Below are 12966 nucleotides of genomic sequence, written 5' to 3'. Positions count from 1 at the left end.
TTATTTAATGATGATCATTTAGTTAAAAAAAGAAGAGGATGTTCCTTTTGGGACACCCTAATTATTTTCCAAAAAGTTTACAAATCAATTGGAAAACTTGAATGATTCATATTATAATAGAACCTGGAAATTTAAAATATTGTCGAATTTAAAGAATAAAGGTGAGTAAATGAAGAAACAAGCAATGGTAATTGCCGGGATATTCTTGGGTTCTATCTTCTTATCAAATGACGTACCAAAAGCTTCAGATTATTTAGAGGACCCAAACTTAGAAGAGGCGATTAAATATCAATTAAATACCCAAGAAAAAATTAGGGTAACGGATGAACAACTGGAATCACTTGCTACAATTGATGCGAGCTGGTTTGGTGTTAGAGAGTTAACGGGCTTAGAAGATGCCTCTAACATTCAATCTTTATACTTAGAAGGAAATAAATTAATTCAAATCAAGGAATTATCTTCACTATCCAATCTATCTCGATTAATACTAAGAGATAATAACATAGTAGATTTAAGTCCGCTTAATCAAATGAAGAATCTTTCAACACTTGATGTGAGTGGGAATCAGATTTCAACGATTCAACCTATATCCAGTTTAGGATTTAAAGGAGAGGATCTAACTTTTGATTTATCTAGGAATAAAATCACCTCTCTTGTTCCTCTAAAAACGGTTGCATTCCCTACCTATCCTAACTTTTTTGAATTTAACTTTTCTTTTAATCAGGTTAAATCTATTAATGGATTAGAGAATATTACTGGAATTACACACCTTATTGCTAATGATAATAAGATATCTAGCATTAGTAGTCTTAAAGCAGGAAATCTAGAATTTGTTAATTTATCTAACAATGAACTAACTTCGATTGATGTTATAAAAAATTATAGTCCGAGTACTTTACTCGTCTCAAACAACAAATTGACTTCATTGAAAAATATTTCATTTCAAGAAGAAAAGGTTTATTATATGAATTTCTCCCATAATTCTATCTCTGATATATCATCACTTAGTGGAGTTAGGACAGGGATAATTAATTTAGAAAATAAATAAAATTAAAGATCTCTCTCCTTTAAAGGATATGGAAGTTGGAGAAATAAATTTAAAAGGAAACCCCTTGTCAATAACCAATCAAACAACGATTAATCAACTAAAAGGCAAAGGTGTTAAGATTTCATACGATACGCTCATTGATGATCGAGTTGTGTCTACGACTCGTTTATCAGGTTCAAGTCGTTATTCTACTGCCGTTAGCATTTCCAAACAAGGCTTTGAGAAAAGTGATCAGGTTGTAATAGCTAGAGGCGACTCTTTCCCTGATGCTTTGGCTGGAGTACCATATGCTTATAAATTGAATGCTCCAATATTATTAACTAATGGAAGTGAATTACCAAGTGATACGATCAATGAAATTAAAAGATTAGAAGCTAAAAAAGTTACTATACTTGGAGGAGAAGCGGCGGTATCCACTTCTGTAGAACGGTATATAAAAAATACTTTAAAGTTATCTGTTGAGCGTATAGCTGGGACGGATCGCTTTGAAACAGCAGCTAAAATTAATGAAAAGTTAACTCCGACTAAAAATCAGGCAATCCTAGTGTATGGATATAATTTCCCAGATGCCCTTTCAATTGCATCATATGCAGCTAAAAATGGCATTCCAATCTATTTAACTGATAAAGAAACCATACCTTCTATAACTTTTAACTCTATTAAATCCTATAAACAAACGATAATCGTAGGAGGAACTGCAGTTATTACAAATAAAGTAGCAGATAAAGTAAATAACCCTTCACGAATAGGTGGAAAAAACCGTTATGATACAGCTGCGAAAATTTATTCTTCCTTAATGAGTCCTTACAACTCTGATCATGTATTTTTGGAAATGGCAATGGTTTTGCTGATTCTTTGACGGGATCTGTATTAGCGGCTAAATATTCCGCTCCATTATTATTAGTCGAGAAAGATAAGCTGCCGTCGGAAACATCAAATGTTATATCCAAGGAAATGTATTACGGTTATATTCTTGGAGGAGAAGCTGTTATTACAAACGGTTTGGCTTCTGAAATTAAAAAACAACTTATGGAGGCCAAATAATGAAACGTAGCTTACTCTTCCTTTTGGTTTTAGTTAGCCTTATCATTTATCCTATGCAAGATAATGTTGAAGCTTCCACAACCAAAGTGGCAGTCTTTTATTCTCCTCATCAAGATGATGAGGTCTTAACAATGGGCCATGCTATTACAAAGTATGTGTTAGATGGCTTTGAAGTACACGTTGTCTTATTAACAGATGGTTCAAGGTCAAACTCCATTCATAAAGTAAACGATGAGCTTGAACTTAAAATGCTTGCCCCATTATCCGTAGAAGAATTTTCATATGCTCGGAATCTTGAATTTGTTCGTTCTTTAGCTGCAATGGGAGTGTCCCGCGAGAATATGCATATGGAATATTTAGTAGATGGAAAAACAACTAAAGAAGAAATTGTACAGGCCATGCTCCAATATATAACGAGGTTTCCTTCTGGAGAGCATCATGCTTTTACTTATAATAATGCTCATATTGATCACAAAAACTCTGGTTTAGCAATAAAGGAATTAATAGAACTAGGGGTTTTAGAAGAAACTTCGTCGAAGTATTATATACAAAATCGTGATCATAATAATGTGGCAGGGGTATATGAAGATTACAAAGAATCCTACTTGCCAATCATTCAAAATGCATCAGATGCTTATTTAGATTGGCACCCTTTACAAAAGCTTTATTCAATAGGTGGAATTTCGGTTCCACATGATTTCAATACTCTATCGAAAGATCCTAGAAGTAAGTATCATCTACATTAAAGAAAAAAGAGGGTGTTCCCAAAAGACGCTAAATCTTTTGGGAACATCCTCTTTATTTATTTTTTTCTATTCATTAATTTATCTATAGGCAGGTCTGTTTCAGAATTCATGAATGTGTAGCCATCTGTTAATGAAGTTGATGCAAGTAATTCATGATTAGTTATAGTGTAGGCGTTCCACAACTTGCCAATTTGATTATAGGGAATAAAATTAACATCCGTTAGAGCATTTTCTTGATAAACCTCTACCTTTGCATTACTGATAGACAGCGCACTATTATTTTCATGAAGTCGATAGGAATAATTGAAAACATAATAATGATAGGTTCCAGATGATGTATTGAAAAGAGAAATAGTTTCTGGCGTTGTGCCAGTTTTTTGATCCAGTGATTGGAATTTTGCTATTCCATTAATTATCGGAGAATTCCAATATAAATGAAAACGGGTATCATTTTCAGAAGGACCTGTTAAATGCGCATCTAAATCAAAATCATTTTCCCAAGATAGGATCAGGCGATATTTCTCATCTTCTTCCATAGTAGTTGATAATATTCCATCATACTCCGTTTTCTCTATTCCTCCTACCATAATATTAAAATGGTTATCCATGTATCCTTCTTTAGTAACATGTACCGTGTACAATCCTTGCTTTAGCTGAGGGAACGTATATTTTCCAAGAGTAGTAGTTTTCGTTATAAACAATGGTTCACTCGAAATATTTCCAAATCCTGAACGAATTGAGATATCTGCTGCTTCAACTGGTAATCCATTATGGGAATCTTGAATGATTCCATCAATAGAGTGTAGGGTTGTAGAATCGTTAGGAAACAGTTGAATAGCTTGTAAATTTTGACTCTCTCCATTCTGGACATTTATAGATGAATACGTAGCGGTTTCTTGGTTTGAATTACTGAATTCTAAACTATAAAGACCAGAGGGAAGGCTTAAAGAAAACTTACCAGAAGTATCTACACTCATTTGTTCAATTAATTCATTATTTTGATTATATGCCTTTACATTCGTTTTTGAGTTTAATAAAGCATTAGAAGATTTGATTAACCCATTGAGTTGCCCATTAGTAGAATCGATGGAGTTAGATAGGTCACTATCTATAATTTCTTTGCTATTCGTTGTAACAGCTTCTAAGCGTGTTAATACTTCCTCTGAAACAGCAGAGCTTCCACCTAAAGTTATTAAATGCTGTACTTCTTGTTCTTCAATATAGTCAAGCTGACTAGATTGAACGGTTGTAGGAGGAATAAGTAATACACCATTACGATTTTTAGCAGCCAAAACCGAACCAGTAAGTGCATCGGCAAATTGTTCGCCTGTACTCAAAAACAGTTGATCTGTAGAAATGTCAAAAGAAGATAGCACATTGAGAGAAGTTTCATACCGATCGTTTCCATCTATTCGAATATAGGAATCGATAGGTGATAATACCTGATTGGGTAATACTTTTTCTCCTCCCACAGCAAATATATCTTTGGCGTTGTTTATAGCATTAACTGCTCTAAGAGTCAGTATAGAAGAGGATGGAGTTAAGATAATAGGCATTCCTTTATTGGCCGCTATGCTTGCAATAGACAACGCATCTGGGAAATTCTCTCCAGTTGTGATAAACACTTCTGAGTAATCGGGTAATTGTTCTGCTATATTAATAGATGTCTCATACCGAGTACTACCAGCTATTCGTTCCACATAATAATTGGAATCTTTTAATACCTCCTCGATACTTGAGCTTACAGCTTTCTCTCCACCTAAAATAATGATGTTAGAAGGAGAAAGTTGTTCAATGGCTTGTTTCGTAGCTGTAGGGATAGATTCTATTCCTGTTAAAAGTATTGGTGCATCATGATGATAGGCTAATGGCGCTCCAGAAAGAGCATCAGGAAAGCTAATTCCACTTGCTAATACAACAGTATGAGCACCGTTTGGCCAGCCTGTTAAGGCAATATTAGCAGCAGTTTCATATCTAGAGTCACCTTGAATTCTTTCAGATGAACTGAAACCGGTGAGAGCAAATAAGATTAAACAGCATAGAAAAGAGACGAATATTTTACTTGATAATTATTTTTTTCATGTATGTTCCTCCTGACGATTAAAACTCCTATTCTACTTTATTACAAAAATAGTAAATAATCTACCGTTTAATCAATTTCATAAGGAATAATCAAGCAATAGATGTATAATAGGTATAAAATAAGGTAAAGAAAAACAGAGCAGTTGTAAATATAATGTTCTATGAACAGCAAATGAAAATCGTATAACGTACTAAATGAATTTTTATTGAAAAAACGTATCAAACTTTTCAATCTCTTCACTTCTTCTTGATTTTGGTATTGCCCAATAAGCTCCCAATAATATGATGACAGGTAAAATAAATAGTAGTAGGGTGTACATTCTCATTCCTCCAATTCGTATTCTCATTAAAAACATAAAGTATGAAACGCGTTTCATAGCAAGAAAAATTTGAAAGGAATGTATCTATGGTAAATATTCGCGATATTGCTAAAAAAGCAAATGTTTCGATCACTACAGTTTCTAGAGTTATTAATGGGCATCCTTATGTAAAAGAGGATAAAAGGGAAAGAGTATTAGCCATTATGGAGGAGATTGGCTATCAAATTAATATGAATGCTGTTCATCTCTCAAAAGGAATAACAAAGAGAATTGGAGTTATTATTCCATTTGTATCTCACCCCTATTTCAGTCAACTACTAAGTGGCATATACAAAGGAGCATTCATTAACAAGCACCATCTCCTTGTCATGCAAACAAATTATGATAATCGTGTAGAAGTCGAGTGCTTAAATATGCTTAAGAATAGAGAAGTTGATGGAATTATCATTGTTTCTTGTGAGCTTGATCAAGAGATTATAGCAGATTACAAGCCATTGGACCTATCGTATTTTGTGGAGAATTTGTAGAGAACTTTAGATGTATCACCATTGATCATGCAGCAGCATTTCAATTAGGTTTAGAAGAACTATTTCATAATGGCCATACAAAGATTGGTTATACACTTGGCAGAAAGAATAGTCATAACAGTCATGTTAGAGCTCAAACGTTTAAAAAATTCATGGAAATTAGAACATTACCATACAATTCAAAATGGATTTTTGACGGAGCTTATACAATGGAAGATGGAGAAAGAATTTATCACATGTGGAATAAGTTGAGGGATAAGCCTACAGGTTTATTAGTGACAAATGATCAAGTAGCTGCAGGATTTTTATTAGCAGCAAATATGGAAAGTAATAATCAACAAAACTTTGTTCAGATTATCGGATTTGATAATCAATATATATCACAGTTGCTTTCCTTTTCTACCATTGAATTACCGTTAGTTCAAATGGGGGAGACATCATTTCATCTTCTTTTTCAAGAAATAAAACATGTTAAACTCGGCCATTCGTTGATTAAACGTTAAAGGAGACTACGATATGTATAATCATCCTTATAATCAAAAAGTTCAAAGAGAATTAGAGCTTTGGGAGAGAAGAGTAACCAAAAACCTTCTTCCATTAAAAGAAGTAGCACTACCGTACAAAAATAGTGGCAAAGCATACCCCTGAAACTGTGCATAGAACTATAACAGAGAGCATGAGAATACTGATTCAAGCAATTTTACTCGGCACATTTAAACCATTAAATAGGGGAAAAGGGAAATATAAGCTAAGCTCATTGGAGCAGAAAGACGAAGAGTTACTTCAATTACAAAAAAATATCAAAAATTGGGTGCTGTTGAAGGTGCAGGTACTGGATTTGGTGGAATCCTACTTGGTATGGTGGATTTTCCTGCATTGCTGACCATAAAATTTAGCTTCTTGTACGAGGCTGCATTAATATATGGGTTTTATACGAAAGTTAAAGAAGAAAGAGTATTTATGTTATTAATTTTTCAATTAGCGTTTTCAAGTGAGGCGCATAAGAGAAAAATTCTCAACTATATTAAGGATTGGGACAAAGCCAAGGAAGATCTGGAGATAATCAATTGGAGAGAACTTCAACAAGAATATCGAGATTCAATTGATCTTGTAAAGTTATTTCAATTAGCACCTGGTCTTGGTGGTGTGGTAGGAGGCGTTACCAATTATTATTTAATAGGGACTCTAGCTGAAACAGCCAAAAATTCATATCGACATCGAATTCTTTCAACTCACGCTCACTTTTAATCCTGCTCGCATATTGTGTAGGGAGAGGAGGGAGCTATAGTGGAAGATTGGAACCAACAACATCCATTTAGTAAAGGTTTGCACTCCTTCTTTAAAGGAATGAATCCTTTAGGGATGCAAAAATATATGGAAGAAATGATGGCAAATACCATCCCTAAGAATTTCACTCCTTATCAACAAGGAGGGACTGAAGAGAGAACGAATGAAAATGAAAACATTGAAGTATTAGAAACACATGATTTCATTTTCGTACGTGTACACATAACAACTTCTAATGAAGTGGATCAAACTACTGTAAAAGTATTCTATACGCCTAGCTTGGCTATGATAAGAAATTACCCAAAAGAAGGGGAAGAAATAAAAATTAATTTACCTAGTACAGTTAGAAGAAAAGGCGGAAAGGCTTCCTATAAGAATGGAGTGTTAGAACTTAGAATGATAAAAGATTCTGATGTACAGTTAACAGAAATAGACGTTCAATTATAATTGAACGTCTATTTTCACCTATTCATTTCTCCACCAGATTATATTGCCAGACATGCTTTCAGTGTCAATTGATACCTCAAAATTGTGTTTTTCATAAAAATGCTCAAGTCGATCAACATGATCCCAGTCACGTTTTGCGATGTCGCCTTTTATTTTAGGAACATTATTCTCCCTTGCTTTATCCTTTAAATAAGGTATACAAATTGTTCCATATCCCTTGTTAGGAGTCCCTTTGATGTCTCCAATAAAGATATGATCGTCGTCTTTATACTGGGCTTGAATCAAGAAATCCCATGTACCGTCATAGGAAGTTTCACAGTCAGATAGCATTATTTTACATCTATTGCCGTCATCCAGTACATAGACGATGACCCATCGGTTATCTTTTGTTTGTTCAATCCCGACAATATCATAACTCTTTGATATTTCTTTCATATTTTCCTTCATACGATGGATTTGAAATTCTAAATCTGTTAATTCTTCTTCAAGTTCTTCTTTTGTTTTCGACTCATCCTCCATTAAAAATGCACTTCTATACAATGTTCCACTAACCTCCATACTATTTACATGATAAATTTCCGACGATAAGGGTAACATATATTAGAATAGGAATCAACTGTTCTAGTATTCTTCTCTCTAGTACACATTAATCATGTTATGCAGTAGAGGGGAAAGCGATTAGGCTATCTCTATTTTGGAAACTCCATTTTATCAGTTGGATTACATATTTGGAGGCTGGTATACTAAAAAAAGGAGTGGGATATGTGAATCGATTACAACAAACAGATTTATCTAAACGAATCAGTTCAAAGGAAGAATATAAAAAAGAATTGAAATCGTTACAAATGAAGTTGTTAAGGTTACAAAGAAATCTGATTGATCAGAACAAGGGATGTATATTAGTGTTTGAAGGTTGGGATGCAGCAGGAAAAGGAGGTACTATTAAACGATTAACGGAGGGCTTAGACCCTAGGGGAATTGAAGTACATGCTACAGCTGCACCAACACAGGAAGAAAAGAAGTTTCCATACCTTCATCGGTTTTGGACGAGAGTTCCTAAGTACGGTAAAATAGGGATATTTGATCGCTCATGGTATGGGCGTGTATTAGTAGAACGAGTTGAACAATTTGCCACTCAGGAAGAATGGATGAGAGCATATAGCGAAATTAATGATTTTGAAGAATACTTAATAAACCAAGATTATCTAGTCCTAAAATTTTGGATCCATATCAGTAAAGAAGAACAACTAAAACGATTCAAAGAAAGAGAAAACAACCCACTTAAACGTTGGAAAATTACAGATGAAGATTGGCGTAATCGCGAAAAATGGGAGGAATACGAAGAAGCAGTTGAAGAAATGCTACAAAAAACTTCAATGGATGAAAAACCATGGTATATTATATCAGGAGAACAAAAGAAATATGCTCGTATCGAAACATTATCAGTGATTGTAAATTCTTTAGAAAAATTTCTTGAAATACCCGAGCATAAATAATCCCCTACAAATGGACTCTCGTGGGTCATCTGAGAGTCTACCCTTCTTTCATCTTCATTTTTATTCTTAAAACTTCTTAAAACGACTCTACTACGAACAGGAGAACCAATCATGAAATTAATAATCGCTGAAAAACCAGATCAAGGAGCTACGTTAGCTAAACCATTTCCTCATAAAAAAACCAAGGATTTTTAGAAATCTTACCAAATGATCTATTCCCAAACGGTGCATATGTTACTTGGGCAGTAGGCCACTTACTGCAATTAAAAAGCCCTGAGAAGTACAGCACTGAATGGAAAAAGTGGACAAAATCTACATTACCAATTATTCCATCACAATTTCAGTATGAAGTAACCTCTTCTAAATACAAACAATTTCAAAAAGTAAAAGAATTGCTTTTAAACCATAAGGTTACAGAGATCATACATGCAGGGGATGCTGGTCGAGAAGGAGAACTTATTATAAGAAACATTATCCATCAATCAGGTGTCAAGAAGCCAATGAAAAGATTATGGATATCATCTCTTACAAAAAATGCTATTGTAGAAGGATTTCAGTCTCTTTTAAATGAAGAGGATACTAGAAACTTATATTATGAGGCATATTCAAGGGCTTGTGCTGATTGGATTGTTGGAATGAACGCTTCTAGAATCTACAGTATATTATTAAAGGAAAAAGGGATACATGACGTATTTTCTGCTGGTAGGGTTCAAACTCCTACGCTCGCCTTAATTGTGAAACGAGAAAATGAAATTGAAAACTTTGTGAGTAAGCCATTTTGGGAAGTACTAGGAAAATTCCAAATGAACGGAGAAGTATACGAAGGAACATGGGAAAAAGATGGAGAAAGCAGGGTAGATTCTAAAGAGCTGGCAGAAAGGATCGCCGCCTTTTGCCATACTAAGATGGCAGAGGTTGGAGACGTTGAAAAGGAAAGAAAGGAATATCTAGCTCCCTTGCTCTTTAATTTATCTAATCTTCAATCGACAGCCAATAGTCTCTATAAAATGTCACCCAAACATGTATTAGACATTGCGCAAAGTTTATATCAAAAAGGCATAATTTCTTACCCTAGGTCAGATTCAACGGTCGTTACCAAAGGCGAAGCAGAAGCTTTTCCTGCCATTTTAGAAAAACTAAGTAAATTGGAGGCATTTAGTTCATACTTCCCTCTTCCAAAGGAAACCATCACCACAGATAAACGGTTCGTGAACGATAAAAAAGTTACAGATCACTACGCTATTATCCCGACTGAGCAAGTGACCAATCTAACAAACTTCAAACGATGAACAAAAAATATACTCTCTAATTGTTAAAAGGTTAATTGCTGCATACTATCCTCCGCATATTGTGGATTACACTAAAATAGTGACAGTAGTAGACAAGCGAGCTACTTTTGTAACAAAGGGAAAAGTTAAAATTCAAGAAGGTTGGAAGAACGTAATCAACATAAAAAAAGAATGAAAATGATATTGTTCTACCAGAACTTCATAAATTTATGAATGGGCACGTTCACTCTACTACTATCCGAGAAGGAAAAACGCAACCTCCCAAACGTTACACAGAGGGGCAGTTAATTTCGTTAATGAAGACAGCCGGAAAAACAATTGAGGATTCTAAGTTAGAAAAAATATTAAAAGACACAGAAGGCTTAGGTACCGAAGCAACAAGAGCAGGCATTATTACAATGTTAAAAACAAGAAATTATATCAATGTCACAAAAAAATCAGGTGTACGCAACCGACAAAGCCAAAATACTGATTTACTCCATTGGTGATAAAATACTAGCATCTCCTGAAATGACTGCAAAGTGGGAAACTAGATTAAAAGAAATAGGACAGGGTTCCGCTGACGCTGGAGTTTTTATGGAGCAAGTAAAAAAATTAACAGGAAAAATTGTTGAGGATGCAAAAGAGATTTCTTCTTCTTGGAATTTCGATCAGTTTGATATAGAGAGTGTACAGGGATCTAAGCAAAAATTTTCTAAAGGGAAATCCATTGGTTCCTGTCTAATTTGTGAAGGAAAGTAATAGATAAAGGGTCATTTTATGGTTGCTCAGAGTACTCAAAAAGTCAATGTGCTTTCACCATATCAAAGAAAATCCTTGGAAAAACTGTTTCACAAGCTCAAATCAATAAAATATTGAAAGACAAAGAGTCAGACCGTATAACTGGATTTAAGAAAAAGTAATAAAACCTTCGATGCTAGATTAAAGTGGAATTCCCAGACGAAAAAAATTAGAATTTTCATTTGATAAGTAGGTTGTTCATCTGAACAGCCTATTTTGTTTGTGAATAAATTCAAGAGTAATACAGAAACTAAAATATGGAAAATTTCTAGGGGGGGTTATTATGCGGATTATGCTAGCGTGGTTTAGTGTTTGTATTACTTTAGGTTCGATTTTACCTGTTACTCTTAAGAATTATTTATCACCTTCAAAGCTAGAAACAGTGGCAGAGCTTGAGGGAGTAGAGGTAGGAAGCTTATTGCTAACTACGAATGATAGAATCTTTTTAACTACTTCTTCAACAGAGAGGGATACCTTTACCTTAGTTGAAATTAAAAAAGATGGTTCTAGTTCAGAGTATCCTATCAACAGTCTTTCAAATAGTACCCATCCGATAAGTGCGAAAAGTGATAATAAAGATGTCATGTGGTTCTTAACTGAGGAAGTAAAAAAAGGAAATTCAAAGAACTTATACACACTCGTAGGTTGGAATGTCCTAGAAAATAAACTAGAAAAGAAATTGACTATTCCCAGTTCGGTACTAAACAGCCAGTCCACGCTTCAAGATTTTACAATAGATGATAACTCAACATTTTATATCGTCGATTTAGTTCGCGATAAAGAAACGGGAGAAAGTAAAGAACTTGGGTTAATTACCGTTGATAAAAATTCAGGAACATCAACAAGAATGAACGTGAACCATTCAAATTTACATAATAATCATCGTTTTTCTTTTGTCAAAGCCAGCATCCTTTTCCATAGATAAAAGTGACGAATGGGTCTATTTTGGTAATTCTTATGATACAAATATCTACAGAATATCAACGAATCAACTATGGTCTGAACCTAATTCTAGCCTAGATATTGAGTTATATAGAAAAAACCACTATCATCAGGATTTAAAGTGGATCACCATGGAGATATTTTTCTTGCTGACATAGAAAAAGGGAGTATTGGTGTTGTCAAAAAAGCGGGGTACCAGTCTATTGTTCAAGATAGTGAAAAGCTAACAGGGAATTTAGATTTAGCAATATCAAGTGATGGATATCTGTATATAAGCAATAAAAGGAAAACAAAGTGGAAATAATTCTGACTTTAAAGCTTTTTCCACTATTAAAAAAGTTAAGCTACTAATAGAAGATCCATCCTGATTCTGATGAGATATTCGTGGTTGTAGCTTAAAGAAGACAATGTTACCTATCCATATGCAAAATAATACTTATTAGATAACAATAATATTGTTATGTTAACTTAATGTGGGAGGTAATTATGTCAGATTATATAGGGTATATTAGAAATCTTGTAGGCAAGAATCCTTTAATTATGGTAGTCGCAGGCGTGATCGTAGTAAATGAAAAGAATGAAATTTTACTTCAAAAGCGCTCAGATAATAGCGAATGGGGTTTTCCTGGTGGCTATATGGAGATGGGGGAGAGCTTAACAGAAACGGCTAAACGAGAAGTATATGAAGAAACTGGATTAACGTTAAGTAGTCTCACATTGTTAGGAATGTATTCGGGAGAAGGCTATCATCGAACTCTGCCAAATGGAGATCAAGTTCAATTAGTCAAAGCTATGTTTATTGGTCGAGAATTTTCTGGAGAAATTCGAAAAGATGAAGAATCTTTAGACATTAAGTTTTTTACTCAAGAAGAAATGCCTAAATTATGGACTTCTCACGAAAAGGTTTGGCAAGACTATCTAAAATTCTCAGGTCAGCCTACAATTGAGTAAAGGAGGG

The 12966-nt window shown here is 34.2% G+C and carries 15 protein-coding genes and 2 pseudogenes; 14 read left to right on the top strand and 3 right to left on the bottom strand.

Annotation, left to right across the window (positions count from 1 at the left end; all coding sequences use genetic code 11):
- Positions 1-169: 169 nt before the first annotated feature.
- The 4 genes from M44_RS09125 to M44_RS09115 are packed head-to-tail and all read left to right on the top strand — an operon-like array spanning position 170 to position 2838.
- Positions 170-1048: a leucine-rich repeat domain-containing protein gene (locus M44_RS09125; RefSeq protein WP_010172878.1), complete on the top strand. Its 879-nt coding sequence runs from the start codon at positions 170-172 to the stop codon at positions 1046-1048.
- A gap of 28 nt (positions 1049-1076) precedes the next feature.
- On the top strand, positions 1077-1907 hold the full coding sequence (locus tag M44_RS21855; RefSeq protein WP_010172877.1) for a cell wall-binding repeat-containing protein: 831 nt from the start codon (positions 1077-1079) through the stop codon (positions 1905-1907).
- Positions 1904-2092: a cell wall-binding repeat-containing protein gene (locus M44_RS25170; protein ID WP_010172876.1), complete on the top strand. Its 189-nt coding sequence runs from the start codon at positions 1904-1906 to the stop codon at positions 2090-2092. Before M44_RS21855 ends, M44_RS25170 begins: the two co-directional genes overlap by 4 nt.
- Positions 2092-2838 (top strand): PIG-L deacetylase family protein, encoded by a 747-nt coding sequence (locus M44_RS09115; RefSeq protein WP_010172875.1) that lies wholly within the window; start codon positions 2092-2094, stop codon positions 2836-2838. Before M44_RS25170 ends, M44_RS09115 begins: the two co-directional genes overlap by 1 nt.
- A 56-nt stretch (positions 2839-2894) precedes the next feature.
- Here M44_RS09115 and M44_RS25165 read toward each other — a convergent pair whose 3' ends face one another.
- Together M44_RS25165 and M44_RS29920 are read right to left on the bottom strand one after the other, a co-directional pair.
- Positions 2895-4538, bottom strand: a complete 1644-nt coding sequence (locus M44_RS25165; protein WP_010172873.1) for a cell wall-binding repeat-containing protein — start codon at positions 4536-4538, stop codon at positions 2895-2897.
- A 39-nt stretch (positions 4539-4577) separates the two neighbouring features.
- A pseudogene (locus tag M44_RS29920) lies at positions 4578-4829 on the bottom strand (cell wall-binding repeat-containing protein); the annotation flags it as partial.
- A 497-nt stretch (positions 4830-5326) separates the two neighbouring features.
- Here M44_RS29920 and M44_RS28935 point away from each other — a divergent pair.
- From M44_RS28935 to M44_RS09090, 5 genes are all read left to right on the top strand, one after another.
- A complete protein-coding gene (locus tag M44_RS28935; protein ID WP_010172869.1) occupies positions 5327-5767 on the top strand; it encodes a LacI family DNA-binding transcriptional regulator in 441 nt (146 codons plus the stop codon).
- Positions 5734-6270, top strand: coding sequence for a substrate-binding domain-containing protein (locus M44_RS28930; RefSeq protein WP_081447479.1), 537 nt, complete (start codon positions 5734-5736; stop codon positions 6268-6270). The genes M44_RS28935 and M44_RS28930 overlap by 34 nt, the downstream gene beginning before the upstream one ends.
- A 13-nt stretch (positions 6271-6283) precedes the next feature.
- Positions 6284-6415, top strand: a complete 132-nt coding sequence (locus M44_RS28925; protein WP_010172862.1) for a hypothetical protein — start codon at positions 6284-6286, stop codon at positions 6413-6415.
- A 108-nt stretch (positions 6416-6523) separates the two neighbouring features.
- Complete coding sequence (locus tag M44_RS21840) at positions 6524-7015, top strand: EcsC family protein (RefSeq protein WP_155814935.1); 492 nt, start codon at positions 6524-6526, stop codon at positions 7013-7015.
- Between the two features lie 39 nt (positions 7016-7054).
- The gene (locus tag M44_RS09090; RefSeq protein ID WP_010172855.1) at positions 7055-7501 is read left to right on the top strand and encodes a hypothetical protein; all 447 of its coding nucleotides are present in this window, start codon (positions 7055-7057) and stop codon (positions 7499-7501) included.
- Between the two features lie 18 nt (positions 7502-7519).
- Here the strand turns inward: M44_RS09090 and M44_RS09085 are convergent, their stop codons facing one another.
- Positions 7520-8020 carry a hypothetical protein gene (locus tag M44_RS09085; protein WP_029326816.1) on the bottom strand — a complete coding sequence of 167 codons (501 nt, stop codon included), beginning with the start codon at positions 8018-8020 and terminating at the stop codon, positions 7520-7522.
- A gap of 209 nt (positions 8021-8229) precedes the next feature.
- Here M44_RS09085 and M44_RS21835 point away from each other — a divergent pair, with 209 nt between their 5' ends.
- The 5 genes and pseudogenes from M44_RS21835 (at position 8230) to M44_RS09060 (ending at position 12959) form a co-directional block, all read left to right on the top strand.
- Positions 8230-8997: a polyphosphate kinase 2 family protein gene (locus tag M44_RS21835; protein ID WP_010172851.1), complete on the top strand. Its 768-nt coding sequence runs from the start codon at positions 8230-8232 to the stop codon at positions 8995-8997.
- A 111-nt stretch (positions 8998-9108) separates the two neighbouring features.
- A pseudogene (locus M44_RS21830) lies at positions 9109-11252 on the top strand (DNA topoisomerase III).
- A gap of 97 nt (positions 11253-11349) precedes the next feature.
- Positions 11350-11991: a hypothetical protein gene (locus M44_RS09070; protein WP_010172844.1), complete on the top strand. Its 642-nt coding sequence runs from the start codon at positions 11350-11352 to the stop codon at positions 11989-11991.
- A gap of 138 nt (positions 11992-12129) precedes the next feature.
- The gene (locus M44_RS09065) at positions 12130-12312 is read left to right on the top strand and encodes a hypothetical protein (RefSeq protein WP_010172843.1); all 183 of its coding nucleotides are present in this window, start codon (positions 12130-12132) and stop codon (positions 12310-12312) included.
- 182 nt (positions 12313-12494) lie between these two features.
- Entirely contained in the window at positions 12495-12959 is a 465-nt protein-coding gene (locus tag M44_RS09060) for an NUDIX hydrolase (RefSeq protein ID WP_010172842.1), read from the top strand.
- Positions 12960-12966: the final 7 nt, after the last annotated feature.

The organism is Bacillus coahuilensis m4-4 (assembly GCF_000171615.1).
In the GTDB taxonomy this organism is placed as follows: Bacteria; Bacillota; Bacilli; order Bacillales; family Bacillaceae_K; genus Bacillus_T; species Bacillus_T coahuilensis.
Note: the sequence above shows the minus strand (reverse complement) of the source record. Positions and strands in the feature narration are given on the sequence as shown.